The sequence below is a fragment of the Candidatus Eremiobacteraceae bacterium genome (assembly GCA_035295225.1).
GTDB lineage: Bacteria > Vulcanimicrobiota > Vulcanimicrobiia > Eremiobacterales > Eremiobacteraceae > JABCYQ01.
In genome coordinates this window covers 1-26597 of record DATGJI010000033.1, presented here as the reverse complement: position 1 = coordinate 26597, position 26597 = coordinate 1, and the positions used below count along the sequence as shown (strand labels likewise).

The 26597-nt window shown below is 63.3% G+C and carries 26 protein-coding genes and 2 tRNA genes; 7 read left to right on the top strand and 21 right to left on the bottom strand.

Going from position 1 to position 26597, the window contains the following annotated elements:
• Nucleotides 1–5: 5 nt before the first annotated feature.
• From VKT51_05870 to VKT51_05855, 4 genes are all read right to left on the bottom strand, one after another.
• Nucleotides 6–149: a hypothetical protein gene (locus VKT51_05870; protein ID HLJ83682.1), complete on the bottom strand. Its 144-nt coding sequence runs from the start codon at nucleotides 147–149 to the stop codon at nucleotides 6–8.
• 422 nt (nucleotides 150–571) lie between these two features.
• A complete protein-coding gene (locus VKT51_05865; protein HLJ83681.1) occupies nucleotides 572–985 on the bottom strand; it encodes a hypothetical protein in 414 nt (137 codons plus the stop codon).
• Nucleotides 986–1360: 375 nt separating this feature from the next.
• Nucleotides 1361–1433, bottom strand: a tRNA-Glu gene (locus tag VKT51_05860).
• A gap of 40 nt (nucleotides 1434–1473) precedes the next feature.
• Nucleotides 1474–1547, bottom strand: a tRNA-Gln gene (locus VKT51_05855).
• 119 nt (nucleotides 1548–1666) lie between these two features.
• On the opposite strand from VKT51_05855, the gene VKT51_05850 reads away from it, so the two are divergent.
• The 3 genes from VKT51_05850 to VKT51_05840 are packed head-to-tail and all read left to right on the top strand — an operon-like array spanning nucleotide 1667 to nucleotide 4051.
• Entirely contained in the window at nucleotides 1667–2497 is an 831-nt protein-coding gene (locus VKT51_05850) for a 2,3,4,5-tetrahydropyridine-2,6-dicarboxylate N-succinyltransferase (GenBank protein HLJ83680.1), read from the top strand.
• Entirely contained in the window at nucleotides 2494–3642 is a 1149-nt protein-coding gene (locus tag VKT51_05845; GenBank protein ID HLJ83679.1) for a pyridoxal phosphate-dependent aminotransferase, read from the top strand. Before VKT51_05850 ends, VKT51_05845 begins: the two co-directional genes overlap by 4 nt.
• A complete protein-coding gene (locus VKT51_05840; GenBank protein HLJ83678.1) occupies nucleotides 3635–4051 on the top strand; it encodes a vitamin K epoxide reductase family protein in 417 nt (138 codons plus the stop codon). The genes VKT51_05845 and VKT51_05840 overlap by 8 nt, the downstream gene beginning before the upstream one ends.
• Nucleotides 4052–4069: 18 nt before the next feature.
• Here the strand turns inward: VKT51_05840 and VKT51_05835 are convergent, their stop codons facing one another.
• The 12 genes from VKT51_05835 to VKT51_05780 form a co-directional block, all read right to left on the bottom strand.
• The gene (locus tag VKT51_05835) at nucleotides 4070–4957 is read right to left on the bottom strand and encodes a hypothetical protein (protein HLJ83677.1); all 888 of its coding nucleotides are present in this window, start codon (nucleotides 4955–4957) and stop codon (nucleotides 4070–4072) included.
• A 94-nt stretch (nucleotides 4958–5051) separates the two neighbouring features.
• Nucleotides 5052–5921 (bottom strand): divergent polysaccharide deacetylase family protein, encoded by an 870-nt coding sequence (locus VKT51_05830; protein HLJ83676.1) that lies wholly within the window; start codon nucleotides 5919–5921, stop codon nucleotides 5052–5054.
• Nucleotides 5922–5986: 65 nt separating this feature from the next.
• A complete protein-coding gene (locus VKT51_05825; GenBank protein ID HLJ83675.1) occupies nucleotides 5987–6460 on the bottom strand; it encodes a hypothetical protein in 474 nt (157 codons plus the stop codon).
• Between the two features lie 39 nt (nucleotides 6461–6499).
• The gene (locus VKT51_05820) at nucleotides 6500–8107 is read right to left on the bottom strand and encodes a secretin N-terminal domain-containing protein (protein ID HLJ83674.1); all 1608 of its coding nucleotides are present in this window, start codon (nucleotides 8105–8107) and stop codon (nucleotides 6500–6502) included.
• On the bottom strand, nucleotides 8104–9405 hold the full coding sequence (locus VKT51_05815) for an FtsW/RodA/SpoVE family cell cycle protein (protein HLJ83673.1): 1302 nt from the start codon (nucleotides 9403–9405) through the stop codon (nucleotides 8104–8106). The genes VKT51_05820 and VKT51_05815 overlap by 4 nt, the downstream gene beginning before the upstream one ends.
• The gene (locus VKT51_05810; GenBank protein HLJ83672.1) at nucleotides 9378–10493 is read right to left on the bottom strand and encodes a protein phosphatase 2C domain-containing protein; all 1116 of its coding nucleotides are present in this window, start codon (nucleotides 10491–10493) and stop codon (nucleotides 9378–9380) included. Before VKT51_05810 ends, VKT51_05815 begins: the two co-directional genes overlap by 28 nt.
• A 29-nt stretch (nucleotides 10494–10522) precedes the next feature.
• The gene (locus VKT51_05805; protein ID HLJ83671.1) at nucleotides 10523–10969 is read right to left on the bottom strand and encodes an FHA domain-containing protein; all 447 of its coding nucleotides are present in this window, start codon (nucleotides 10967–10969) and stop codon (nucleotides 10523–10525) included.
• Nucleotides 10966–12249, bottom strand: coding sequence for a transcription antitermination factor NusB (locus tag VKT51_05800; protein HLJ83670.1), 1284 nt, complete (start codon nucleotides 12247–12249; stop codon nucleotides 10966–10968). Before VKT51_05800 ends, VKT51_05805 begins: the two co-directional genes overlap by 4 nt.
• A complete protein-coding gene (fmt, locus tag VKT51_05795; GenBank protein HLJ83669.1) occupies nucleotides 12246–13148 on the bottom strand; it encodes a methionyl-tRNA formyltransferase in 903 nt (300 codons plus the stop codon). The genes VKT51_05800 and fmt overlap by 4 nt, the downstream gene beginning before the upstream one ends.
• A gap of 13 nt (nucleotides 13149–13161) precedes the next feature.
• Nucleotides 13162–13695, bottom strand: coding sequence for a peptide deformylase (gene def / locus VKT51_05790; protein ID HLJ83668.1), 534 nt, complete (start codon nucleotides 13693–13695; stop codon nucleotides 13162–13164).
• Nucleotides 13696–13722: 27 nt separating this feature from the next.
• Nucleotides 13723–15132: an ATP-dependent protease ATPase subunit HslU gene (hslU, locus tag VKT51_05785; protein HLJ83667.1), complete on the bottom strand. Its 1410-nt coding sequence runs from the start codon at nucleotides 15130–15132 to the stop codon at nucleotides 13723–13725.
• Nucleotides 15133–15245: 113 nt separating this feature from the next.
• Nucleotides 15246–16085 carry a hypothetical protein gene (locus tag VKT51_05780; GenBank protein ID HLJ83666.1) on the bottom strand — a complete coding sequence of 280 codons (840 nt, stop codon included), beginning with the start codon at nucleotides 16083–16085 and terminating at the stop codon, nucleotides 15246–15248.
• Between the two features lie 147 nt (nucleotides 16086–16232).
• On the opposite strand from VKT51_05780, the gene VKT51_05775 reads away from it, so the two are divergent.
• Genes VKT51_05775 through VKT51_05765 form a run of 3 tightly spaced genes read left to right on the top strand, consistent with a single transcriptional unit; the run spans nucleotide 16233 to nucleotide 19056 of the window.
• Nucleotides 16233–17366 (top strand): Re/Si-specific NAD(P)(+) transhydrogenase subunit alpha, encoded by a 1134-nt coding sequence (locus VKT51_05775; GenBank protein ID HLJ83665.1) that lies wholly within the window; start codon nucleotides 16233–16235, stop codon nucleotides 17364–17366.
• On the top strand, nucleotides 17363–17659 hold the full coding sequence (locus tag VKT51_05770; protein ID HLJ83664.1) for an NAD(P) transhydrogenase subunit alpha: 297 nt from the start codon (nucleotides 17363–17365) through the stop codon (nucleotides 17657–17659). Before VKT51_05775 ends, VKT51_05770 begins: the two co-directional genes overlap by 4 nt.
• Nucleotides 17659–19056, top strand: a complete 1398-nt coding sequence (locus VKT51_05765) for an NAD(P)(+) transhydrogenase (Re/Si-specific) subunit beta (GenBank protein ID HLJ83663.1) — start codon at nucleotides 17659–17661, stop codon at nucleotides 19054–19056. Before VKT51_05770 ends, VKT51_05765 begins: the two co-directional genes overlap by 1 nt.
• A 49-nt stretch (nucleotides 19057–19105) precedes the next feature.
• On the opposite strand, the gene VKT51_05760 is transcribed toward VKT51_05765, so the two are convergent.
• Nucleotides 19106–20998, bottom strand: a complete 1893-nt coding sequence (locus VKT51_05760) for a heavy metal translocating P-type ATPase (GenBank protein ID HLJ83662.1) — start codon at nucleotides 20996–20998, stop codon at nucleotides 19106–19108.
• Between the two features lie 135 nt (nucleotides 20999–21133).
• On the opposite strand from VKT51_05760, the gene VKT51_05755 reads away from it, so the two are divergent.
• Nucleotides 21134–21634 (top strand): hypothetical protein, encoded by a 501-nt coding sequence (locus VKT51_05755; GenBank protein HLJ83661.1) that lies wholly within the window; start codon nucleotides 21134–21136, stop codon nucleotides 21632–21634.
• 21 nt (nucleotides 21635–21655) lie between these two features.
• On the opposite strand, the gene VKT51_05750 is transcribed toward VKT51_05755, so the two are convergent.
• From VKT51_05750 to topA, 4 genes are read right to left on the bottom strand one after another with little or no spacing between them, the layout of a single operon-like run.
• Nucleotides 21656–22198, bottom strand: coding sequence for a GNAT family N-acetyltransferase (locus VKT51_05750; protein HLJ83660.1), 543 nt, complete (start codon nucleotides 22196–22198; stop codon nucleotides 21656–21658).
• On the bottom strand, nucleotides 22195–22722 hold the full coding sequence (gene hslV, locus VKT51_05745) for an ATP-dependent protease subunit HslV (GenBank protein ID HLJ83659.1): 528 nt from the start codon (nucleotides 22720–22722) through the stop codon (nucleotides 22195–22197). Before hslV ends, VKT51_05750 begins: the two co-directional genes overlap by 4 nt.
• A 36-nt stretch (nucleotides 22723–22758) precedes the next feature.
• Complete coding sequence (gene trmFO / locus VKT51_05740; GenBank protein HLJ83658.1) at nucleotides 22759–24141, bottom strand: methylenetetrahydrofolate--tRNA-(uracil(54)-C(5))-methyltransferase (FADH(2)-oxidizing) TrmFO; 1383 nt, start codon at nucleotides 24139–24141, stop codon at nucleotides 22759–22761.
• Complete coding sequence (gene topA, locus VKT51_05735) at nucleotides 24142–26307, bottom strand: type I DNA topoisomerase (GenBank protein HLJ83657.1); 2166 nt, start codon at nucleotides 26305–26307, stop codon at nucleotides 24142–24144. It lies immediately after the preceding gene.
• Between the last annotated feature and the right edge of the window lie 290 nt (nucleotides 26308–26597).

Sequence of the window (26597 nt, the reverse complement as noted above, 5' to 3'; positions counted from 1 at the left end):
ACAATCTACAGCACGAACCTTGAGGGCACGGCGAAAAGGTACTTGTCCACCCCTGGCCCTCCGTAGTTTGCGTTCGAATCCGTGTGCACCCTACCGTCGAAATACAACACGTAGTTCCCGATGAAATCGGCGGGAGTACGGTCTTTCACGATGGGGCATCGGCCGCAATACATGATCATTAAGCCATGGTTCGGAAGAAGCTCGTAGCCGTACTTTCCTGGCGGCACACGCATCCAGATTATGTACTGGCGTTGGCTGGGCGGCAGCGCGACCAATACATCGCGGATAACCCGGCGGTCTGCTAGGCTTGTGCCGGGCGGGATATGGGCATTTATAGCGTTATTCGGAATAGATGACCCGGGCAACATTCGAAACCCCTCCACGTTTGAGTATGGAGAGGTTGATGCACTGCCGATCGCCGGCGAAACGGCAGTCTTTACGGACGAGTTTCGAGACGTGCCACAACTTGCTGACAGTAGGCACATCACGCCCAGCACACACGCGGCAGCTACGAAAAGAACAACTGGCTTTATGCCAGTTAGTGACTTTATGAAGACGAATTGATGGGTGTTCATTGCTGACTTATCGCCTTTGACTTACGACGCCAGATCTCTTTGAGGAACAACCAACCGAAGAAACTGCTGAAGATGAGTGGCCAAAATAACCCAATGGCACTACCAAGTGTTGAAAAGAACAATAACCAGAAGTAGTGACCGCTAAGACCGACTTGCCAATTTATCGCAATTGCACGACCAAGCTCTGTCAGCTCGTCGAACGGTGGAGGCCACGAAATTGCGCCAACCCAGCCGATGCAGAGTAAGACTGCAAATATTGAATAACGAACGAGCGCGGTAGTGAATTGTTTGTCCGACGCTCTTGATGCCCACGTTCGAAAATCTTCGGCAAAGAGTACTCCTGAGAGCCAATACGTCATTGCCCCAACGGCTAACAAGAAAATCGCGAGATAAACTAAGAGATAGGTCACGCTCCTGGGGTTCGGAATTCATCTCCAGACCGCCCGCTGACTAGCCTCTTAAGTCTGCGAGGGATTGTGGTCGGCTCAAAATTGGCGAGTTCGGTGCCGGGTTGCTGCAACAACACCCAACACAACAACTAGCGGTAGAACCTAGAGTTTGCTGTTGCTCGTCATAGTTGAGAGTGGCTTCCGACGCCTGTTCTTGTTTCCTAGCTACGGCCACTTCTGTCTGCAGCGCGACGGGGCATACTCTAGTCGGCTACTAGCACACCTTGAGGACATCTTAAGCAGGCGATCTCGTGCATAAGTGTGCGACGTTGTGCGAATCAAGCAAAGAGCCGAAATCCGTTACGGAATCGGCTCAAGTGCCCGTCAAATAAATTCTAGCCCCAAGGGAATTCGAATCCCTGTCTCCGCCTTGAGAGGGCGGCGTCCTAGGCCTCTAGACGATGGGGCCCTGCTCGAACGCTGAAGGGCGCGAGGCGCCCTTTCTGATCTGGCTGGCGCGGAAGGATTCGAACCTCCACAAGCAGGTTCAGAGCCTGCGGTCCTACCATTAGACGACGCGCCATCATCGCGGAGTGCGGCGCACCTGCGCCGGAAGCCGACCGCAATTATACCCTTCGCACCGGAAGCGTGTCAAACCTCGGGACGCGGGTCGCGCGGCGCTCGGCGGCGAAATATCGCGCGATGGATGTAGCCTCGGATTCAATCCAACACACGATCACGCGCGCGTTCTCGGACGGCGTACAGACACCCGATAGTCAGATCCGCGATGCTGTGGAACAAGCGATAGCTGGCCTGGATGCTGGTGAGCTGCGCGTCGCCGAACCAACACCGGACGGCGGATGGCGCGTCAACTCGTGGCTGCAACAGGCGATCCTCCTGTATTTCCGCTTGCATGAGAGCGAACCGTCCGAAGCGGGTCCGCTCGGCTTCTTTGACAAGATCCCGGCGAAAAAAGATTGGCGGGGTAGCGGCGTGCGTGTTGTGCCGCCCGGTGTCGCGCGCTATGGAAGCTACCTCGCGCCCGGCGTCATCCTCATGCCGGGCTTTGTGAACATCGGTGCGCGGGTGGGCGCGGGCTCGATGATCGACACCTGGGCGACAGTCGGCAGCTGCGCGCAGATCGGCGCGGGCGTGCATCTTTCCGGCGGTGTCGGCATCGGCGGCGTCCTCGAACCGGTCAACGCGCGGCCAGTCATCGTCGAAGACGGTGCGTTCATCGGCTCGCGCTGCGTTGTGGTGGAAGGCGTGGTAGTCGGCGCGGAAGCGGTGCTCGGTGCCGGCGTCGTGCTGACGGCGAGCACGCCGATCATCGATGTCACGGGTGCGAAGCCCGTGACGACGAAAGGCGCCATCGCGCCGCGCGCCGTCGTGATCCCGGGAGTGACCGACAAGCAGTTCCCGGCGGGAACGTTCGGCACGCCGTGCGCGCTCGTGATCGGCCGGCGGTCGGAATCCACCGACAAGAAGACGTCGCTCAACGAGGCGCTGCGCGACTTCGGAGTCGCGGTGTGAAGTCAGCGATCGCAAACGCGCGCCTGCTCAACATCGCTCCGTCCGGCATCCGCGCCATTCACGAACGCAAGCGCGCCTCATCGGTCGACCTCGGCATCGGCGAGCCAAGCCTCAAGCCCGACATGGCTCCATTTGAAGCCGCAGTCGCATGGGTGCGCGAGCACGGCTGCCCGTACACGACATACGCAGGTCTGCCCGAATTACGCGAGCTGGTCGCGACCGTCTATGGCGGCGAGTATTTCAAATCGAGCGACAATGTCTGCGTGACGAATGGATCGCAAGAGGCGATCTACTTGGCCATCAAAACGCTCGCGGAGCCTGGCCGCGACGAAGTGCTTGTCACCAACCCTGGATATCCCGTGTATCACAAAGTCTGCGAACTCGAAGGTATCACGTGGCGATCCGTGGAGCTTGTCGCCGATGACGGCTTCACGCCCCGCGCCGCACCGATTCTCGCAGCGCTCACTCCGAAGACGCGCGTGATCGTGCTCGCGACGCCGGCCAATCCTACCGGCGCAGTGATGCCCCCCTCGGAAGTCCGCGATCTTGCGCGCGGCTTGGCCGCGCGACCGGGGCCGCCCGTCTACTTAGTCGTAGATGAGGTCTATCGCGAACTTTCGTACGCGGCGGAACCGTACACGTCGTTCGCCGACACCTACCCGCACACGCTGCTCGTTGAAAGTCTCTCGAAGTCGTGCGCGCTCACCGGCTTGCGTATCGGATTCTTGATCGGACCGGCGGAGATCGTCCAAGCGGCTGCGAGAATCCACTCGCTCATGCTGATGTCGGCGAGTCAATTTGGCCAGCGCGTCGCGCTTGAGATATTCCGTGACCCCGTTCGGTTGCGCGCGCAGGTTCCGTGGTATGTAGCGCAGCGTCAGGCCACGCTTGACGCCGTCGCGGCGAATCGCTTGCGCGCGATCGAGCCGGCGGGCGCATTCTACGTGCTCGTGCGATTGCCGGACCGCCTTGCCGCGGATTCCACTGCCGCAGCCTACGCACTGCTGGAAAAAGCCGACGTCGTCACGGTACCGGGCGCGGTCTTCGCGAGCAACACCGAAGGCTATCTTCGCGTCACGTGGGCCGCTCCACGCGAGGCAGTCGTCGAAGGACTGAAGCGGATCGCCGACTTCATCCGTGACTGATTTTTCACACTTCCACGTGCTGCACGTGGCGCTCATGCTGTGCTGCTGCATCGGGTTCGTGACGTCGCTCCTGATGCATCGCAAGGCCGCCGCCGACAAAGCAGGGTTACTGTCTGAAGCGAGCGTCGTGCAGACTTCGCGCGCGCGGCTCTTCGGCGGCGTGGACAATGCTGCGATCGGGCTCGTCTATTATCCAGCCGTACTGATCGGTTCGTTCTTCCTCGCGAATCCGCTTATGCTGATCGCGGTTGTGATCGCGGCGTCGCTTGCAGCGCTCGTCTCGTTGTATCTTGCGTACAGCTTGCTCTTCATCACGAAGATGCCGTGCCCGCTCTGCATGATCTCGCACGTTATAAACCTTGCAATTGTTGCGATACTTCTAACAGTTATACTTACGACACCGAGCTGACGGCGGCCGCCGGGCGTTCTACCGGCGACGAAGCCGCCGCTCGCGCGCGGTCAGGCCGGTCGCGAAAAGTCGGTCCACGAGCGCGAACATCATTGGGTCGCGCAAGAACAGATCCTGCCGCGTGAGCGGCAGCCACGCGCAGGCCGGATCATTGACCTCGACGTACGCCCGGATGCTCTCTGCGAAGTACTCGTCGAGACCGCTTGCCGCGTACTCGTTCACGTAGCCGGTCGCTGTGGAGAAATAGTAGCGGAGTTCTTCGCTTTCGAACGAGAAATACGATCGCGGGCGAGAGGCAAGCGCTGCGTCAAGGGCGTGAGCGAATTCGTGGGCCGCAGTCATGTGCAGTGCGCGGTCGCGCAGCAAGACGGTTCGATCTTCAACGACGAAGAGCCCCGACGGCGGCGCTTCCCATTCGTCGATCCCCGGCACGCAGCGCGCGACCGAAGCCGACGCCTGCGAGAACCGTATTCCGGCGGCGACGATGCGGATGCGCACGCCTGCCGCGCGCGCAAGGCCGAGCGCGGCGTCGCCGAAAGCGCCCAACGCGCGGACGAGCGCTGCGGGCGCGCGTTTGCCGACCATCGCATCGGCCGCGAGACGCGCGATCTTCGGCGATGCCGGCGGGCAAGCGCGAGCGATGCCGTTGAACGGCTCCGACAGCACGACACCGCCGCTGACAGAGTACGCGGTGAGTTGCGGATTTTGGAGGCGGCGCAGTGACGCGATCACGCGATCGAGGTCCGGTTCGGCGCCCGCTTGCCCGATGAGCGCCTTCCGGCGGCGCATCAGTTTAGCGCGCGTCGTTGCGATGGCGCGAGCGGTGGCGGATTCGTCGAGAGGCAGTAACGTGGCGGTATCGGGCGGATCTGCAAGATCGGCCAGGGTAACGGCGGTACGCGGCATCTGCGCATGGTGCGCGTGGGATATGGCGCGAGTGCGGCGGCCATGTTAAGGTGATGCGACCGTGGGCCGACTGGCGTCGGCCCCATCAAGAGGATTAGTGGACGAGGGTTTGCGCTGGAACGAAGACGATGCCGGCGGCCTGCATTTGCGGGATCATCGCGATCAGCGCTTCGTCAGTCTGCGGGTTCGGATGGCCGATCGCGATCGCGGAGCCGTCGGCTTTCGCGCGAGCGATGGTCTCGCGCAACTGACCTTCCACGTAGGGAACGGTGGCTTGATTGTCGAGAAAAACGGCGCGCTCGGCAGTCGGCACGGCGAGATCGCGCGCCGTCTGCCCGCCGACCGATGCGACGCTCGTCATCGAATCGATGAAGAACATGTTGCGCTCTTTCAAAACGCTGAGAACGTCCGTCATGACGCGCTTATCCGCCGACGCCTTGCTCCCCATGTGATTGTTCGCGCCGGGCAACGGCGGCAGCGCGTCAAGGTCCGACGCGACGAGCGCGCGGACTTGATCGTCGGTCATGCCGGTCAGAATCGCGCCCGGCCCCGGATTGGCCGCTGAGGATTCCGGTTCCATCGGCAGATGCACGATCGCGTACTTGCCCGCCGCAGTCGCGGCTGCCGCGATTTCGCGCCCGTGCGGCGTTATCGGCAAGATCGAAAGCGTCACGGGAATCGGAAGCGAGAGGAACACTTGATCGCGCGTCATGCTGTACCCGCAATCGTCGATGATAATCGCGACACGAGGCGGGCCGGACGCGGACGGGCTGGGCGTCACGCTCGGCGAGACGGATGCCGAAGGCGACGGAGGTGCCGCCGGCACCGTCGCCGCCACCGACGGCTCTTCGCTCGGCGCGACCGCGACGTGCCGCGCGGGCGCGCGATGCGGCGTGAAGAACGCGATGATCTTATGTCGCTGCCACCACGCGCCGGCAAGGATCACGGCGAAAACGAACAGCACGAAGAAGAGGCGGCCAGTGCCGCCCCTACGCCGCCGTGACCGCGACGGGCTGCGCCTCCTCGGCGTCACGGACTAGGGCTGACCGCCGGTTGCAAGACGGATGGGATGCTCAAGCCTTGGAGCAGATGGACGTCGATGTCCAACCGCGATTGGGCGAGCAGGTTGTTGTTTGGATCGAAGATCTTCACCATGATGTATTTCGTGCCTGACAGGGCGACCAGCGCGCCGTTGATCGGGAACGTGTAGTCCTTGTCCACGGCAAAGCCGAACGGCTGCGCCGGTATCTTCGCATCAACCGGTTCGGTCTGGCTCGCAAGCATCGAGTTGTCGCCGTTGAACACGGCGAACTGCACGCTGTTGAACGGGATCGAGCCGAAGCCGCGCGCCACGACGTGCGCGTGAACCGTGGCCTGCGTGTCGGTCAACCCGACGATGAGCGGATTGGGCGTGAGCGTCAGAGAGAGAGAATGGTCGTTGCATCCCGACAACATGGCCGAGCACGCTAACGCAAGGACGAGCGCTCCAGGCTTGCCGCGCATGAGGATGATTCCTTTCGTGGTGATTCGCAGCGCGCGAATCTATGGGACCGGAGAGACGATCGGCGCGACACCGCTCGTCACGGGGGCAGCGATGATGTGCGGCGTGACGGTGATGATCAAATTCGTGTTTTCGCGCGTCTCCGTATAGAAACGAAACAACGCGCCGACAAGTGGCAGATCGCCGAGGATCGGAATCTTCTGCAGGTTGCGGATGTCCCGATTCTGGATGAGGCCACCGATCACAAGCGACTGGCCTTCACGCAAGATCACTTTGGTCTGTGCCTGCCGCGTCGAGATCTGCGGATCGTTCGCGCTGTCGAAACCCGTGACGGATGAGACCTGCGAGTAGACGCCGGTATCCACTCCGCCGTCGCCTGTGACGTGCGGCAATATCTCAAGATTCACGCCGACGTTGATGTATTCGACTTGGCTCGAGACCGCGCCGACCCCGCCGACGCTCGTCGGGGTGGTGACGCGGATCGGGAGCGAATCGCCTGTCAATATGTACGCTGCCTGATTGTCCTCGGTCAGGATCTTCGGCGACGCGAGCACCTTCGCCAGTCCTTTACTGACCAGCAAGAAGATGTTGGACTGCAGCGGTATCGAACCTGGGACCGCCCCGGCGTTGATGTTGTTGAGGATCTGCGACTGTTGGTTATAGATATGCGTGATGGGATCCGTGGAAGTCTGGCTATAGTCTAAACCCAGCGCCTTCGCTCCGGAATCCGTGACCTCAAGCACCTCGGTGTCGAGCAGCACGCTGTCCACCGGCACGTCGATGATGCGGATGATCGCTTCAGCCTGCGCGATCTGATCCGCCGTTCCCGACAGGATGACGGCGTTGAGGCGCCGGTCGATCGCAAGATTGTCGCTGATGCGCTGACCGGTCTGCGCGCCGCTCTGATCGCCGCCGTAGCCATTATTCCCGAACGGCGATTGATTGTAGCCCCCGACCGACGGCTGACCGAACCCGCCCTGGAAGCCGCCTTGGAATCCGCCCTGGAAACCGCCTTGGAACCCGCCCTCGCCTAAACCGTTCTGCTGCACGCCGACATTGCTCGGCTGCGGATTGAAGACCGACGACGGCGCGATCTGACCGCCGGTGTTCGTCAGGATGCCGACGACTTCGGAGACGTCCGCGTAACGCAGCCGGATCATCTTCGTCAACTGACCGTTCGAAGCCGGCGTTGGCGTTGGAGTCGCATACGACGGCGCGCCGAACGGCGAACGCTGCGGTTGGGCCGGCGTTTGGCCGGGCGCCACGTCGACGACGTAGACCCCGTTTGGCGACGATGCAATGGTGGGCTGGACCGGAGACGTGAGAGCGAACGTGATCGTCAGCGTCGTGCCGAACTGCTGCAGCGCGACTGATTGGACGTTGCCGATATTGATGGATTGCAGCGTCGGCACATTGGGCGCCGATGAGGCGCCGGCGATCTGCAAGACATAATTCGTCGTCGGCGCCGGACTCGTCGGACGAAGCGAGACCGGGCCGTTGAATTGGAGCAGCACGCGCGCGTGACCGTTTGGAAGCTGCTGCGACTGCACGGCTTCGAGTATGGCCGTCTGAGCTGAGGACGGAACGGACGAAAGACCGAGCAAGGCCGTCAGCGCGATCATCGCGATGAGCGGCCGCTGGAAAGTCATGCCGTCGATTTCGCGGTTGAGAGGTTCAAGCCTGCGCTGCGGGACTCTACGGCCTCTCGCACGCTGAACTGACGGAGCAGTCCGAGCATTAAAATATTCGCCACCATGCTCGACCCGCCATATGAGATGAATGGAAGCGTTATCCCGGTCAGCGGCACCAACCCCACGACGCCGCCAACGATCACGAAGACCTGAATGCCGAGAATGGCGGCGAAGCCGGTCGCGAGCAACGCCGTAAAACGATCGTCGGCGAAGAACGCGATTCGTAGCGCTCGCGTCACCAGCGCGAGATAAAGCGCGAGCAGCGCGAAGCCGCCGATGGCTCCGAATTCTTCAGCCCACGCCGCGAACACGTAGTCCGTCGAAGCATCGGGGATAAATCCCGGTTGGCCAAGGTGGTAGCCGGTACCGAACAATCCGCCCGCCGCGAGCGAGAAGTATCCTTGTTCAGGCTGATAGCCCCGGCCAAGCGGGTCGCTCCACGGGTCGAGCCAACCCGACACGCGCGCCCCGACGTACGGATAATGCGCCGCGACGAACCACGTGCCCGCGGCGAAGATCAATGCGAACAGCAAGACGAGATCCGTGCGTTTTGACGCCGCGTAGAGCATGACGAGGAATATCCCCAAGAACAACGCCGCCATGCCGACGTCGCGCTGAAACGCGAGGGTCACGATAGAGACGCCCCACCCGAGCACGAGCGGCCCGAGGAGCCGGATCGTTTCGCGCACGTGCGAGAGCGGCGTCGCGGCGATCGCAAGCCCGTTCTCCGTGAGATACGACGCCATGAAGAACACCATGAAGAGTTTCGCGATTTCGACCGGCTGCGCGTTGAAGCGTCCAAACGTGAACCACAATCGCGCGCCGTTGACTTCGTGGCCGAAGAACCGGAGCAAGACGAACAACAGCAGCGTCCCCGCGACCCACGGATACGCCACGGACACGAGGCGGCGGTATCGCGCGAACGCAGGCCTTCCCACGATGACGATAGCGATGCCAAGCAGCATCCACTGCGCTTGATGGCCGGCGAGATCGGCATCCAGCCGGCCGACGACGAGCAAGCCGATGCTGCAGAGCGCCGCGAGGATCGGAAGGAGCACTGGATCGGCGTCGGGCTCCATCATGCTCCAGACGATGAACCCGATCGCGACGAAGGGGAGCGGCCACCATGCGATGGGGCCGTCCAACGGCAGCAGCGTCATGAGCACGATGGCGCAGACGCCGACCACGACGAGCAAGGGCATGTCGCTGCGGTGCAGACGGATCGCTGTCAGGGCTTTGACTGCTGCTCGCGCCACTGATCGACGAGCGTCGACGCTTCGCCGACCGAATCGACCGGCAGTCCGGTCTCGAGCTCTCGGCGCGCCGCTGCCGGCAGCGCAGAGACTTGCGTGCCGAAACGCCCGCGCACGTAATGCAGCGGCAGGCCGCCGATCGCGGTCGGGAGACCCGCATACAGCGTCACCGTTCCGGTCTGATCGACCCCAAGATAGAGATGGTCATCGGCCGCGCGTAGTCCGACGCCGAAAAGCATGGCGATCCAGAATATGCCGAGAACGACGAACATCGCAGCGAGCGTGCGCCGCGAACGGCGGTGGATCGCGAGCGTCTCGCGCGGTGTGCCGTGCTCGTTCGCGTCGCGCACGAAGAGCACGGTCGCGTTGTCCGTGTTGCCCCACGCGCGAGAGCGTCCGACGATACGTTCGGCGACCGTGTCCGCGCGATCGGTCGACGCGAGGTATGTTTGGATATCGCTATGCGACAGACCGCGGCACGCGCCGTCGGTGCACAAGAACAGAGCGTCATGCGGGTGCAGGGTGTAGTGCGTGACTTTGGGCGGCGCATTGGCCGCGGGCTCGACTCCGAGAGCACGCGTCAGCAACGGCAGCGCGTGACGCGATGAGCGGGCGCCAGCTTGGCCGCTGCCGCTGCGCACGAAATCGGTTTCGATGGCTTCATCGCTCGTCAGCTGCACGAGTTCGCCGCGCCGCATCAGATACGCCCGCGAGTCGCCGATGTGCGCGACGAACGCCTCCTCGCTTACTATAAGGATGAGACTGCACGTGCTTCCCGAGGAGACGTAATCGTCTCCGCCGCCGCTCATGCGGAGAAGACGGTCGTTCGCGTCGGCGAAGGCGCGCACGAGCAATTCGCGGAGATCGTTGCGGGTGAGGGTTCGCGACGGAAGCGTGGCACGACGCAATTCGTGCCGGACTCTGTCGCGGATCGCGTCGAGCACGACTGTCGACGCGGAGACGCCCTGCGGACGTCCGAATCCGTCCGCGACAGCGAGAAGCGTGACGTTCTTGTGCAGTTGCTCTGCACACCATCCGTCATCGTTGTGGCGCTGGCCCGTGCCGACGTCGGAGGTGACCGCGACTTCCATCCGGTCGGTTGACCTTTCGAAAGCTCTAGTTACGTCGCGCGCCCCGTCCGCGCTAAACCGAGAAAGACAATTTGGTTGGTTCCCAAGCCAATCCTGTCGCCGCGACGCAGCGGCGTAGGCGTTTCGATGCGTCGGCCGTTCACAAAAGTCCCATTGGTGGAACCCAAATCCTCGATGCTGGTGACCGCGCCGTCGCAATGCAAACGGGCGTGCCATTTGCTGACGGCGGCGTCGGCAAATGGCACTGCGCAGTCGCGCGCTCGCCCGAGGACGCAGCCGTCTTCCACGATCACTCGCTCCGCCTGCGTGCCCGGACGCCGGATCTCCAAGCGTGCAGCGACGCGGCCGCTTTCCGCTTCGGCGTCGCCGGCTTCGCCGCGCTTGCCGCGCGAATCGGAGAATGCCCATACCGCGAGCGCCGCGACGCCGGTCACGATGCTCATTGAGAGCCAGCGAATCGATTGCGGATCGATCACGCCGAACGCCGTTCAAGCAGCGCGTAAAAAAATCCGTCGGCGCCGTGGATGCCTGGCACGATCTGCAGGTACGGCCCGCGCTGACGCATCCTGTCGTGATCGCCCGGAACGAGTTTTGATCGCTCGATCGTCACGGCGCGCCACTGCGCGTTTCCGGCAAGAAATGACTGCACTGGAACTTCGTCTTCCGCTTCGTGCGTCGAACACGTGACGTAGAGCAGCGAGCCTCCGACACGGACACGATCGGCAGCCGCCGTGAGAATCGCGCGCTGGACGGGCGCGAACCTTTCGGGATCGCCGGGCGATTTACGCCAGCGCGCGTCGGGTCGCCGGCCGAGAATGCCCAATCCCGAGCATGGTGCGTCGACGAGCGCGCGGTCGACGTCGCGCGGAATGCTCGGCGCAAACGGCTTGCGCGCATCGGCGATAACCGCGGTTATGTTCGGCCAGCGCTTATTGTCGCGCTTCAGGACCGACAGTTTCGCGTCGTCATCATCCACGCTGAATATCGCACCCGCACCGCCGAGCCGCTGCGCGATCATCGCGGTCTTCGTGCCGCGGCCGGCGCAGATGTCCAGCACCGTCTCGCCGGCGCGCGGATCGAGCAGATGCACCGCGAGCTGGCTTTCCGCGCTTTGTGAAGCATAGGCGCGCGCCGCATCGGTGAGCGACTCCACGAGCGCAGTCTCCGGGACTCCGTACGGCGATGGACGAGCATCCGGGGGCGGGCTCTGACCGATATCGAGCCGGACAGCGCGCGCCGGCGGCGCATTCAGGCCTTCGGCGGCGCGCAGTGCGTCGTTGAAACCGAAGCGCGCGATGTAATGTTCGGCGATCCAGTCGGGCAGAGAGGCGAACGTCGCGAAGTCGGCGACGGTATCGTCGCTTGCCGGGCGCTTCGGCTTCGGACGATCGCGTGCGATCGCGCGCAACACGGCGTTTGCGAGTCCTGCGGTGCCTGCGTGACCGTAGGCGCGCGCGAGCTTCACGCTCTCGTCGACCGCGCCGTGCACAGGTATGCGGTCTAAGTAGAGCAGTTGGTATGCGCCGAGCAGCAGTATCCGCTGGAGCGCGACGTCGAGCGACGCGAACGGCCGCTTCAACGCAGTCTGGATGGACCACTCGAGCGCGCGGCGCATCTTCGTGGTACCGTACGCAAGCTCAGTGGCAAATCCGGTATCGCGCGCGTCAAGGCCGGCTTCATGCAGCGTTGCATCTAGTGATGCGGTGACGTCTTCGCCTCGAAGCATCGCGCGCAGCGCGGCCGCGCGCGCGTTCACGTGCGCAAGCTCCGCCCGAATTCCTCGCCGCTCATCTGCCGCTTGCCCTCGGGCACGACCTTGAGAAGGCGCAGCGCGCCATCCGCGGTCGCCGCGAGCGCACCGCCGTCGCGCGCTCGGTGCACGGAGCCCGGCGGCCCGTCGACCTCGCCGCTGTCGGGGCGTGCGTCGAGCACTTTCAGGCGGCCGCCGGCAAAGCGCATCCACGCTCCGGGCCTTGGCGCATATGCGCGCACGCGTCGCGAAAGCTCGAGCGCCCCGCGGTCAAACCGAAGTTCGAGATCCTGCTTCGCGACTGGCTTCGTGTATGTCGCCTGCGATTCGTCTTGCGCCAGACGCGGCAACGAGTCGGTCGCGAGCAATTGAAGCGCGTTGATGATCAGCGCCGCACTATCGCGGGCTAGCCGGTCGTGCAGCGTGCCGAAGTTGTCGTCGGGCTCGATTGCTGCGGGCGTCTGCAAGGCGATATCGCCGGCATCCATGCGGTCCGACATCCAGATGATCGAGATCGCCGTCGCTTCGTCGCCTGCGAGGAGCGCGGCTTGCATCGGCGTCGCACCGCGATAGCGCGGCAGCGCGCTCGGATGGATATTGAGAGCCGCGAGTCGAGGGCCCGTCAGCAACGCAGACGGCAAGATCTTGCCGTACGCGACGCAGACAAGGACGTCGGGCTTCGCTGCAAGCGCTTGGGCGACTGCGTCGCCATCGAGCCGCGGCGGCGTTATGATTGGAAGATCTAGTTCGAGCGAGGTCGTCTTTACCGGCGTCGGCGCGAGCCGCATGCCCCGACCTGCAGGTTTGTCCGGCTGGCTAACCGTCAGCGTGACGTCGTGCTCGCGAACGAGCGCGCGAAGGCTGGGATCGGCGAAGGCGGACGTGCCGAAGAATACGACGCGCAGCCTGCCCTTGCGCTCAAGCCCGGAGTTCGCGATCGGCCTCCGCGCCCGAGTCCGCTCCGTCTTCTGCTTCGACCGGCACCGCTTCGCGGATGTTTTCTGCCTTGTCGAGGATCAGCACGCCGTCGAGGTGATCCACCTCGTGCTGAAAGCAGCGAGCGAGCCAGCCTTCGGTCTCCAGCCGGAACTTTTTACCTTTTCGATCGAGGCCGCTGACGACGCATTTCTCCGCTCGCGTGACGTCGCCGATCGTGCCGGGAATCGAGAGACATCCTTCGGTGCCGACGCTTTCGCCTTCGAAATCCGACAGCACCGGGTTGACCACGGCATACGGTCCTTGATCTTCTCCGACGTGGACGACGATGATGCGCTTGCCGATGCCGACTTGCGGCGCGGCGAGCCCGATGCCCGGAGCTTGATACATCGTCTCGAACATGTCGTCGATCAGCTGCTGGATGAGCGGCATCTTCAATTCAAGCTCGGTGACTTTTTTGGCCACCTTGTGCAGGATTGGATCGGGTTCGATGACGATGCGTCGGACGTATGCCACAATGCGACCTGCTATGCCACGATCGATCTACAATATGTATTGCGACAAATCGTGGTCTTTGACGATGTCGGCGAGGCGCTCCTCCACATACGCGCGATCCACGCTGACCTCGCCGCTGCGCTCGGGCGCTTCGAACGAAACGAGTTCTAGGACGCGCTCCAGCATGGTGTGAAGCCGCCGGGCCCCGATGTTTTCCGTCCGCTCGTTCACGAGCGATGAAAGTTCCGCGATCGCGTCGATACCGTCCGCGGTAAACGTCAGCGCCACCCCGTCGGTCGCGAGCAGTTGACGGTACTGTTCGATGAGCGCGTTTTTCGGCTGCGTCAGTATGGTCTTGAAGTCATCCTTCGTAAGGCTGTCGAGCTCGACGCGGATCGGGAATCTGCCCTGCAGCTCCGGGATGAGATCGCTCGGCTTGCTGACGTGAAATGCGCCCGCACCGATGAACAGCACGTGGTCCGTCTTCACCGGGCCGTGCTTCGTGACGACCGTCGACCCTTCGACGATCGGCAGGATGTCGCGCTGCACGCCTTCGCGCGAGACGTCCGGACCGCGTGCGCCCTCGCGGCTGCCCGCTATCTTATCCATCTCGTCCACGAAGATGATCCCGTTCTCTTCGGCGCGGCGCACCGCTTCGCGCTTGAGACCTTCCGTGTCCACGAGCTTGACGGCTTCTTCTTGCGCGAAGATCCTGCGCGCATCCGCGACCGTGACGCGCCGCTTGTTGCGCTTCTTCGGCAAGATCGAGCCGAGGATGTCGCTCATGTTGCCGCCCATCTCTTCCATCTGCGGACCGCCGAACGCCCCGACGAACTGCGGCGTCTCTTCGACTTCGATCTCGATCATGCGCACGTCGTAGAAGCCGGAGCGCAACTCGTCCTTCGTCTGTCGGCGTTTGTTCTCTACTTCTTCGGAGCGGGGTGGCGACGGCTGCGCTTCCGCGCCGGCGCGCGACTGCTGGCCGAGCATCGCGTACAATCCGGTGAGCGGGTTCCCCACGTTGTTCGGCGCCTTTGTCGACGGCTCGAGGATATCCACGAGACGATCGAGCGCGAGTTCTTCGGCGACATCTTCCGTCTCGGCGATTCGTTCTGCGCGGACCATCCGGATGGCCGCTTCCACAAGGTCGCGCACCATGGACTCGACGTCACGGCCGACATAACCGACCTCGGTGTACTTCGTCGCTTCGACCTTGACGAATGGAGCACCGACGAGGACGGCAAGCCGGCGCGCGATCTCCGTCTTGCCGACTCCCGTCGGCCCGATCATGAGGATGTTCTTCGGAATCACCTCTTGGCGCATCTCGCCTTCCATGCGCTCGCGGCGGTAGCGGTTGCGCAGGGCGACCGCAACGGCGCGCTTTGCTGCGCCTTGGCCGACGATGTAGCGGTCGAGTTCGGCGACGATGCGCGCCGGCGTCAAGTCTTGAGGATTCATAGCGGTTCGGGTATATTCGAAATCCGGGCTATTCAACCCCGCCGTCGTAAAATGTAGGGCGGGCCTTTATGGCCCGCCGGCGGACCGTAAAGGTCCGCCCTACATCATCACGTCTACGTGGAGTGGTTTGAGTCCATTCCGCCGGGCATGTCCACTTGCCAGATCTTGGCTTGATCGGTCTCAAACGGGTAGACGTGCACCATCCAATTGAACAGCACCGGCTGGAAGCGGCCGCCTGCCGAATCGCACGCGGCTTGGGTCGCGATCGATCCTTTCAAACCGAATCGCGCATTGGGACCGAAATACTCGCTTGCCGGCGTGCCGGTCGGACCCCAGCACATGTTGACGTGCTGGTGCCAATGCGCGATGCTCAGCGGAATCCGCGCGTTGAGCTGATCCGGCGTGGCGTTGCGCGGCGCGGTATACATCGCGCCGACGAGTTTGTAGCCGCTGCCGTCCCTGGCATAGAGTAACGAGGTCGGACGCGTGGGATCGAACTTCCCGAGCGCGGCCAAGCCATTGACCCAATTCGTGAAATGATAGTGCGGCTGCGGGATGTTTGGCAGGAACGGCTTGTAGCCGTCGGCTTCGGCGACCCGATAGTCCGCGTACTTGGTCAGCGTCAGGCGCAGCGTCGCGACGATCGCGTCGGCGCGCTGCCGGTCGCCGGCTTGCGGCGGACGCGATGCGGTCAACGTCATATGCGGCCCCATCGACATGTCGCCGCCCATGCTCGCTCCGGACGCGCTGCCCATGCTCGCACTGGAAGCGCCTCCCATGCTCGGCATGCCAGACATTCCGCCCATCGCGGGCGCGGGCGCCGGCGTGTGATCCGCGACGATGCAGGACGCCGCGCACGGCGCCGGCGCGGCCGCAAAGCCTTTCACCGCCGCGATCGCGACGGAGAGCACGGCGATTGTCAGAGCGGAAGTGATGACGACGATGCGGATCATATTCAATGCCCTCGTGAGCCCTTCCAAAGAGATTTTACTGCGGCGCCGCCGCGCCGCGATGAATGATCGATGACAATCCGATGAGAGGGCGCATAAGCCGGTCGCGCAGAAGAGGCCGACCGTTCGACCCTGATAAGGAGGCCGTCGTTGAACGTTGCCGTTCCGAAGGAAACCGCCCCCGGCGAGCAGCGCGTCGCTGTGACGCCGGACATCGCCGGGCGGCTTGTGAAATCCGGCTTGCAGGTCACGGTAGAAACCGGTGCCGGAGCGGCTGCGGGTTTCCTCGACGATGCGTATCGCAGCGCCGGCGCGTCCATCGCTCCCGACGCAAACGCGCTGTATTCCAATGCCGATTTCGTCTTGAAAGTGCAGCGGCCCAACGCCGTTGAGATCGCCGCGCTGCGCCGAGGTTCCGCACTGCTCGCCTTTCTGTTTCCGCTCGTGAATCCCGGCGACGCCGCCGCACTGGCGGCCGGCGGCGTCACCGCATTCAGCATTGATATGCTGCCGCGCATCTCGCGCGCGCAAGGCATGGACGCGCTCTCATCGCAGTCCACCGTCTCGGGTTACAAGTGCGTGCTGTTCGCCGCCGATGCGCTGCCGAAATTCTTCCCGATGTTGATGACCGCAGCCGGAACGATACCGCCGGCGCGCGTCCTCGTGCTTGGCGCCGGAGTCGCGGGCCTGCAGGCCATCGCCACCGCGCGGCGCCTCGGCGCCGTCGTCACAGGGTTCGACGCGCGCGCTGCGACCAAGGAACAAGTGGAAAGCCTCGGCGCGTCGTTCGTCTCACCACCGATCGCGGCGGAAGGCGCCGGCGGCTACGCCCGCGAGCTCACCGCCGAAGAGCAGGCGACAAATCGCGACGCGCTCACGAAAAGCGTCGCCGAATCGGACGTCGTGATCACGACGGCACTAGTGCCGGGGCGAAAAGCGCCGCTCTTGATCACCGACGCGATGGTGCGCGCGATGCGCCCTGGGTCGGTCATCGTGGATCTTGCGGCAGAGGCCGGCGGCAATTGCGAGTGCACGAAGTCCGGTGAAAATGTCACGGCGCACGACGTCCACGTGCTCGGTCCGGTGAACGTGCCGTCCACCATGCCGCAGCACGCAAGCCAGCTGTATGCGAAGAATCTTCACGCGCTGTTCACGCACCTCGTCAAGGACGGCGCGCTCGCCGTGGACATGAGCGACGAGATCACACGCGGCGTCTGCATCACGCGCGACGGCGGCGTGGTGCATGAAGGCGTCGCAAAACTCACCGCCGGAGGAGTGGCATGACCGAAACCATCCTGGTCGAACTCACGGTATTCGTGCTCTCGGTCTTCGTCGGTTTCGAAGTCATCTCGAAAGTGCCGTCCATGCTGCACACGCCGCTCATGTCGGCGACGAACGCAATTCACGGCATTGTGGTCGTCGGTGCGATGCTCGTCGCGGGCGCGGCCATCGGCGGAACCACGGGAAGCGTCATCGGCGCCGCCGCCATGGTGCTGGCGGCCATCAACGTCGTCGGCGGCTTCGCAGTCACCGGACGCATGCTCCAGATGTTCAAATCCAAGCCGGAGTCGAAGTGATGTCGGGACTCGACACCGGTCTCGCGCTCGCGTACCTCCTGACAGGCATCCTCTTCATCCTCGGGCTCAAGTTCTTGAGCTCGCCGGCCAACGCGCGCACGGGTAATACGCTTGCGGCGATCGGCATGGTCATCGCCGTTGCCGCAACGTGTTTCGATAAGCACATAGTGACCTGGCCGATCATCGTCGTCTGCGGCGTCGTCGGCGCCCTCATCGGATTCGTCTCGGCGCGCGCGGTCAAGATGACGGCGATGCCGCAGATGGTCGCGCTGTTCAACGGTGCGGGCGGCGGCGCGGCGGCGCTCGTGGCGTCGGGCGAATTCCTTAAAATCTACGGTATCGGCACCGCGGCCGCCACAGATCTCGTGCCGATCGTGCTCAGCGTCATCATCGGCGCGATCTCGTTTGCCGGCAGCCTCATCGCATTCGCGAAGCTGCAAGAGCTGATGCCCGGCCGCCCGCTGACGTATCCGGGCCAACAAGTCGTGAACGGGCTCATCGGGCTTTCGGTCGTCGCTCTTGCCGTCTATCTCTCGCTCGGCAATCTCGATCCGCGCGCGTTCATCGGATTGGTCTGCGCCGCCGCACTTCTCGGAATTCTTGCCGTGCTGCCGATCGGCGGTGCGGATATGCCGGTCGTGATCTCGCTGCTCAACTCGTTCACGGGCGTCGCGGTCGCGGTCACGGGCTTCGTCCTTTCCAACACAGTGCTCATCATCAGCGGCACGCTCGTCGGCGCATCCGGAACGCTGCTCACCATGCTCATGGCCAAAGCGATGAATCGGTCAATCACCAACGTGCTATTCGGCGCGTTCGGTTCCGTGCAGAGCGCTGCCGGCGGGCCGGCAGCAGCTGCTAGCGGCGGTACGGTTCGCACGGCGTCTACCGAAGACGTGGCTACGTTGCTCGCATACTCGCGCAGCGTCATCATCGCGCCCGGTTACGGCATGGCGGTCGCGCAAGCGCAGCACGCGGTGCGAGAACTCTCAGCCAATCTTGAGAAGCGCGGCGTCGACGTCAAGTTCGCGATCCATCCCGTTGCAGGCCGCATGCCCGGGCACATGAACGTGCTGCTCGCCGAGGCGAACGTGCCGTATTCCCAACTCCACGAGATGGACGAGATCAACCCGCAGTTCGAGCAGGCCGATGTGGCGCTGATCATCGGCGCGAACGACGTCACGAACCCGGCGGCGCGCAACGTGCCGTCAAGCCCGATCTACGGCATGCCGATCCTCGACGTGGACAAAGCGCAGCATGTCGTCGTGCTCAAGCGGTCGATGAACCCGGGCTTTGCCGGCATCGATAACCCGTTGTACGAGAATCCGAAGACGATGATGCTCTTCGGCGACGCGAAGGCAACCGTGAGCGCGCTAGCGGCGGCGGTCCCCACGGCATGATCCGTACTAGGGCAAGCACCGCTTGCCCTATTGTCTTCGCAGGCACGCCCTAGTAGTCGGTCAACTTCTCGAATGGAAACGCGACGCGAAGCGCGTTCAGCACCGCCGCCACGTCGATTACTTCTTGTGCGATCGCACCGGCGATTGGCGGCAGATGGCCCGCAACCGCAGCGGACATGCCGATCACGCTTAAGGCCATGCCGCCCACGGCGCTTTGAAGTGCGATCGTGCGCATCCGCCTGCCGATATGAATCAGCTCGTCAACTTTCCCCAACATCGGCTCGACTATGACGGCGTCGGCGGCCTCCGACGTGATCTCACTGGCCTGGCCAAACGCGAGTCCGACCGTCGCGGCCTGCATCGCGGGAGCGTCGTTTATACCATCGCCGATGAACAGCGTGGGCGCCTTGGTCGTCTGATCAGCGACGATAGCCACTTTCTCTTCAGGCGACCGTCCGGCATAGATATCTTCAATGCCTACGCGTTTCGCCAGGCGCCTCACCTCAGATTCGCGATCTCCGGATAGAATCATCACCCGCTCGACTCGGTGGCGAGGCGAGAGATGTCCGATAAACGAGCTGCTCTCTTGACGAGGCTCGTCACGAAATCGAAGCACGGCGGCATACGTTGAATCGATGAACACGATGGATTCGAGGCCGGCCTCGGCCACGGGAAGCATATCGGGCGTCAAGCGCCCACTCCGCAATGCGGCCTGACGCCCGGTGATATCCACCGTATGTTCGCCGACCATGCCTCGCAATCCAACACCGGCTTCTTCACTGATACGCGAGACCGGTTGTACAGCCAAATGATCCCTGTCCGCAGCCTCTCGTATAGCCGATGCGAGGGGATGCTTTGAGAATTGTTCGAGCGATGCCGCAGCCGCAATAACCTGGGCGCGGTTGAAGCCGGGAGCACATGCGACCTCCGAGAGCGACGGCTTTCCGTATGTCAGCGTACCCGTCTTATCGAAGATCACTGTGCGGCAACTGTCGATCCGCTCGAGCATCGCTGGATTCTTTATGATGATCCCGTGCCGGGCGGCGAGCGAGATGGCGCCGATGATCGCCACGGGTATGCCGATCAGCAGAGGGCATGGTGTCGCGATCACGATGACCGATAGAAATCGCTGAGCGTCTCCGCTCGCGAGCCAACCCGCTAAAGCGATTCCAATCGCCATAGGTGTGTACCAGGCGCCAAGTGTATCCCCTAACCTTCTCAACCTAGGGCGGCGACCTTCCGCCTCCCGCATGACGCTCATGATTCGTGCGTATCGGGAATCGATGGGCAGCTTCGTGGCGCGGATGGTCAACGCCATATCGCCATTGATCGATCCCGAGATCACATCCGTTCCCGCCACTTTCGGCATCTGAAACGGCTCGCCCGAAAGGTAGGATTCATCCATCCAGCCTTCGCCGGTTGTGACGACGCCGTCGACGGGGCATAGTTCGTGCGGAAATACGACGAGCGTATCGCCCACGACGATATCGTCGAGCGCGATGTCCACAACCCCGGTAGCCTTCGTTCGGTGGGCGACGCTGGGCATGCGTTGCGACAATGCCCGAAGAATCGAAGAAGCACGCCGAGTGGCGAATTGCTCTAAGGCGGAGCCGCCCGACAGCATGAGTATCACGATGGCCGCGACGAGAAATTCATGCAGGGCCGCCGCAGTTGCGATCGAGATGCCGGCCAACAGATCTGAGCCGAACTCGCGCGCCCATAGCTTTCGCGCCAGATCGAAGACGAGTGGAATTCCGCCGACCACCAAGACGATGTAAAGCGGATACGCAGCGAACGCTGGCCGTTGCAGGCCGCCGTACTGCAAGAACAGGTTGACGACGATTCCGACGAGCGCTATCGCGGCGATATAGGTGTCGCGCGGAAGCGAGGGCCAGGACCAAAGCCGTTGTGCTCCGCGAGCCGGAGCGGTTTGTTCGAGCATGGATCAGTCTCTTCTCGCCCCCGAGATAAAGCACCGCCATCTTCGAAATCGGGCCGCGATGCCGCGCCGCTCAGCCTTCTTGAGTTCTTCACATCGCTTTCGTAGAAGTGCGGCTTACCAAACGGTATATTGATCTTGATCGCGTCGCCTCGGAGCGGATTGAACATGGTGATGATCCACGAGAAATTGACAGTTCGGTGCGCATACGACCGGGCGGCAAAGTATCTCGTCCCGAGCCTAGACGATCTCACGGCAAGCATCGGTGGCGCGCCCGGCGTCATTAGGCTGACGCTTCCGCTTGAAGAAGTCGGACTGCCCGGCGGGCTCGCACTGTCAAAGGACGTCAATGCGCACTTCGTGCCGATACAGGGTCAGGACGAGGGGTCAAAATTTACCGCGGTCCACTTGACGCCTGTCGGCGGTGGCCCGTTCCCGCAACTGTTGGGCCTTCTGGGCATCGAACGTGATGAGCGCCCCGAAACGTGCACACTCGTGCTCGAGGGAAGCTATGATCCGCCGTTCGGAATCGTCGGAGATGCGCTCGACGCCGTTGCAGGGCGCAAGGTGGCGAAGTCGAGTGCTCGTGAGCTCCTCAAGACCCTCGCTCGGGCGCTCGCGGCCCGTTGCCGGCAATAGGGTGGAGCTGCTACGAGGTCCTCACGGACCTACGCTCACGCGGTAAAGAAAGTCGCGGCGGCCGGGGAGGTCGTCGCTTGCGCGTTCTTCGACCTTAGAAAATCCAACTGATTCGAGCAGTTTGATCGACGCGATATTTTCAGTGTCGACGGTCGCATCAATGCGTTCGACGCGGAGCGCTCCGGTCAGGTATTCAAACATCGCGGCGGTACCTTCGCGGCCGAATCCTCGGCGTTGATGCGGCACGAAGACATCGTAGCCGATCAACGCTTGCGTGCCGGTGACGGTGGCCTGGAACCAACCGATGTACGCTCCGCCGCGGATGCGCGCCATCCAATTCAGCCAGAGCGCGCTGCCGTCCGGTGAGCGCCGTGATTCCCAGCGAGCGATCCGCTCGCCGGCAGCCTCGATCGAGAGCAACGGCTCGCCCGCATAGTAGGTGTACATCGCCGGGTCGCGCATGCCGTCGAAGTAGGCCCGCGCGTGGCCGCGCACAAGCGGCTCGAGGTCGAGACGCGCGGTCTGCAGCGGCGGATTGACGGCCATTGCGCCGTCGCGCTTCACAATGTTTCGACGGAGATATCGGTGTTCGTGTAGATGCAGATCTTCGCGGCGATCGCGAGCGCCTCGCGCACGATCTCTTCCGCGCCGAGCTTCGTGTTGCGCACGAGCGCTTGCGCCGCGGCCTGCGCGTAGGGGCCGCCGCTGCCGATCGCCGCGACGTCGTCGTCCGGCTCCACGACATCGCCGGTGCCGGACAGCACGTAGAGGTGCTCGGTATCGCCCACGATCAGGAGCGCTTCGAGCCGACGCAAAAAACGGTCCGTCCGCCAATCCTTTGCAAGTTCGACCGCAGCGCGCGAGATATTCCCGCGGTACTCCGACAGCTTGCCTTCAAATTTCTCGAGCAGCGTGATGCCGTCCGCCGCGGATCCGGCGAAACCGGCGAGGACCTTGCCGTCGCCAAGCCGCCGCACTTTGCGCGCCTTATGCTTCATCACGGTCGCGCCGAATGTGACTTGACCGTCGCCCGCTATCGCGAGCCGGCCGTCGCGGCGCACCGCGCAAATCGTCGTCGAATGATTCATGTCGCTGTTCCGGTTATCGAGCGGGCGTCGCTTGCCCTACCGCGCCGGCGTCACTTGCGCGACCGCGCCGGCAACGTTCGCGCGTTCGGACGCCAACTCGTCCGCCATGCCGCGGACGATGCCGAGTGCGCGCTCGGCGAGCGCTTTGCGGCGCTCCCTTCGATCGCGGATCGGCGTTTCGAGCGCCGCGATGTACGCAAACGTCACGTTTTGCGGTTGGAAATCGTGCGATGTCGTATCGCGAAGATAGGCGAGCAGAGCGCCGTGCGCGGTCTGCGGCGGCGGAGCAAAAACCGATTCACCGCCGCGCAATCGTCGGACCGCGTTCACCGCGGCTACGATGCCGGTCGCGGCCGCTTCGACGTACCCCTCACAACCGGTGACTTGGCCGGCCAGAAAAATGTTCGGAGCGCGCACGAGAGAGAGCTGCGGCCCAAGGACGCGCGGTGCGTCGACGAACGTGTTGCGATGCATGACGCCCAGACGAAGCCACTCCGCGTTCTCCAAGCCCGGCAGCTTTGCGAAAGCTGCCTTTTGCGCCGGCCAGGTGAGCCGCGTCTGAAAACCAACGAGGTTGTACGCCGTGCCCGCCGCGTTCTCGCGCCTCAGCTGCACGACGGCGTAAGGGCGCCGTCCGGTGTGCGGATCGTCCAGCCCCACGGGCTTCAGCGGCCCGAAGCGCAAGGTGTCTACGCCGCGGCGCGCCATCTCTTCGACAGGAAGGCACGCTTCGAAGAACGGCACTTTTCCGGCCGTGGCGTCCGCCTCAAACCCGTGCGGCTCGTGTTTCTCGCCGTCCACGAGATCGCGCACGAGCGTCACGTACTGCTCGCGATCGAGCGGGATGTTGAGATAGTCCGCGCTCCCGCCTTTGCCGTACCGGCTCGCTTCATACGTCTTCGAGTAATCGATGGACTCCGCCGAGACGATCGGCGAAGCGGCGTCATAGTAGTGCAGCTGCGACGTGCCGCACAACGTCGCGAGCGACGCGGCGAGCGACTCCGAAGCGAGCGGACCGCACGCGATCAGCGTGACTTCATCCGGTTCAATCGACGCGACTTCTTCCCGGCGGATATCGATGAGCGGATGAGCCGCGAGACGTCCTTCGACGTACTTCGAGAACGCGTCACGATCCACGGCAAGTGCGCCGCCGGCGGGCACGGCCGACGCGCGCGCGGCCTCCACGATCAGCGAGCCGAATGCGGCCATCTCTTCCTTCAGCAGCCCGACGGCGTTTTCTACCGCCGCGGCGCGAAGGCTATTCGAACAGACGAGCTCGGCAAGACCGCCCGTGCGATGCGCGCCGGTCTGTTTCGTGGGTCGCATCTCGTAGAGCGTGACCGGCATGCCCAGCAGTGCAGCTTGCCAGGCCGCTTCGCTGCCTGCGAGGCCGCCGCCGACGATCTTCAGGCGCGGCACTTAGGCCGACTGCTGTTCGGGTGGTTCGACGAAGCCGGTCTCGTGATCCGCAGATGCGCTGCACACGACCCGGGTTGCTTTGCGGCTGTTCTTGCGCACGAGCATCGCGCCGCACTGCGCGCAGGCCGCGCCCTTGATCGGCGGATCCCAGAGGACGAAGTCGCACTTCGCTGGCGTGTTGAAATTCTCGCAGCCGTAGAACACCTTGCCGCTCTTGCGCCCGCGCTTCTCGACGATTCTGCCGCCGTCGCGCGGACAGACCGAGCCGGTATCTATGATGATCTGCTTCGTGGTCTGACATTCCGGATAGCCGGAGCAGCCCAAGAACTTTCCGAACCGGCTCATCTTGAACTTCATCGGTCTGCCGCACGTGGGGCAGAGCTCATCCGTCTGCTCCTCTTCGAGCTCGACGCGCTCCGCTTCTTCGGCTCGATCGAGTTGACCGGAGAACGGCACCCAAAACTCGCCGAGCACGGAAGGCCATTCCACGTGTGCGTCCTCGACGCGATCGAGCTTGGCTTCGAGCTCGGAGGTGAACGTCTCGTTGACGATCTGCGGAAACCACGCGGTGATGAAGTCGACGACTTTATAGCCGATCTCTTCGGGATGGAATCTCCGCTCGAGCAGACGCGCATAACCGCGCGCCTGGATCGTCTCGACGATCGTGGCGTAGGTGCTCGGCCGGCCGATGCCCTTTTCTTCCAGCGTCTTCACGAGGCTGGCTTCAGTGAAGCGCGGCGGCGGCTGCGTCTCGTGGGATTCCGGCACGACCGCACGTAGATCCATCGTGCGGCCTTCTTCGACCGGCGGCAAGTGCTTGCGCCGATCGTCGTCTTCGTCCGCGTCTTCATCGCGAACGTCTTCGTACAGCTTCGTATATCCCGCGAACTTCAACACGCTCCCCGTCGCGCGCAGGAGGCAGCCGCCCGCTTCGACTTCGACGGTGGTCTGGTCGTACACAGCCGGCGACATCTGGCTTGCGACAAATCGCTCCCAGATCAGCCGGTAGAGCTTGAGCTGCGGAGCATCGAGATACTGTTTCATGCTCTCAGGCGTGCGCCGGACGTCGGTGGGCCGGATGGCCTCGTGGGCGTCCTGCGCGTCTTCGGAGATCTTGTACTGCCTGCCGCCGTGGAATTCGTCGCCGAATGACGTGACGATGAAGTCTCGCGCCGCCGCCTGAGCCTCGGCGGACACGCGCGTCGAGTCGGTTCGCATATACGTGATGAGGCCGGTCGTGCCGTCGGCGCCGATGTCGACGCCTTCGTACAGACCTTGTGCGATCTGCATCGCCTTGCGAACGCGCATCTTCAGGCGGCGCGATGCTTCTTGCTGCATCGTGCTCGTGGTGAACGGCGCCTTGGGATTGTCGCGGCGTTCGGACTGTTTGACGCTCGTCACGACAAAGGTCGATGCGCCTAACCGTTTTTCGAGCGCCTTCGCGCCGGCCTCGTCAGTCGTATAGGTGCTCTTCGCACCCACCGCAAGGGCAGTCTCACCTTTGAGGTCGGTGCGCTCGCCGTCGACGGAAACGAGATCGGCCATCAGCGTATGCGCGGCGTCGTGGTGGCCGTGCGGCCAAAGCCGGGCTCCGATCGTCCAATATCCATGGCGTTGAAAAGCGGCGATCTCGCGCTCGCGCTCGACGATCATCCTCAAGGCGACCGACTGCACGCGGCCGGCGGAGAGCCCGCCGCGGATCTTCGTCCAGAGCAATGGCGAAATCTTATAGCCGACCAACCGGTCGAGGACGCGCCGCGCCTGTTGTGCATCCACGCGGTCGCGATCGATCTTGCGCGGATGTTTCAGCGCTTCGTCGACGGCTTTCTTCGTTATCTCATGAAGCTCGATGCGCAGGGGATCGGGGAGTTTGAGCAGCTCGGCGAGATGCCAGGCTATCGCTTCGCCTTCTCGATCGGGGTCGGGCGCGAGATAGACATGCTTGGCTTTTTTGACCGCCGAACGCAGCTCTTTGATCACCGGGCCTTTGCCCTTGATCGTGATATACGAAGGTGCGAACTGGTTGTCGACATCGACGCCGAGGCGGCTCTTCGGGAGGTCGCGGACGTGACCGACAGATGGAAGCACCTGGTAGCGGCCACCGAGAAATTTCTTGAGAGTTCTGGCTTTAGCCGGCGATTCGACGATGATGAGCGACTTGGACAATGAGGCCTTTCCGGGAGCGCCGAGCGGGACAACCGAGCGGCGCCTTTCAAACGCCCCCTACTATACACTAGCCCGTCAAGCAGTGTCAAAAGCGGGACCGCTAGCCGGCCGATGTAGGGCGCGCCTTTAGGGCGCGCCGTTGGATGTGGGGCACGCCTTTAGGGCGCGCCGGCGGATGTGGGGCGCGCCTTTACGGCGCGCCGGCGGATGTGGGGCGCGCCTTTACGGCGCGCCGGCGGATGTGGGGCGCGCCTTTACGGCGCGCCGGCGGATGTGGGGCGCGCCTTTAC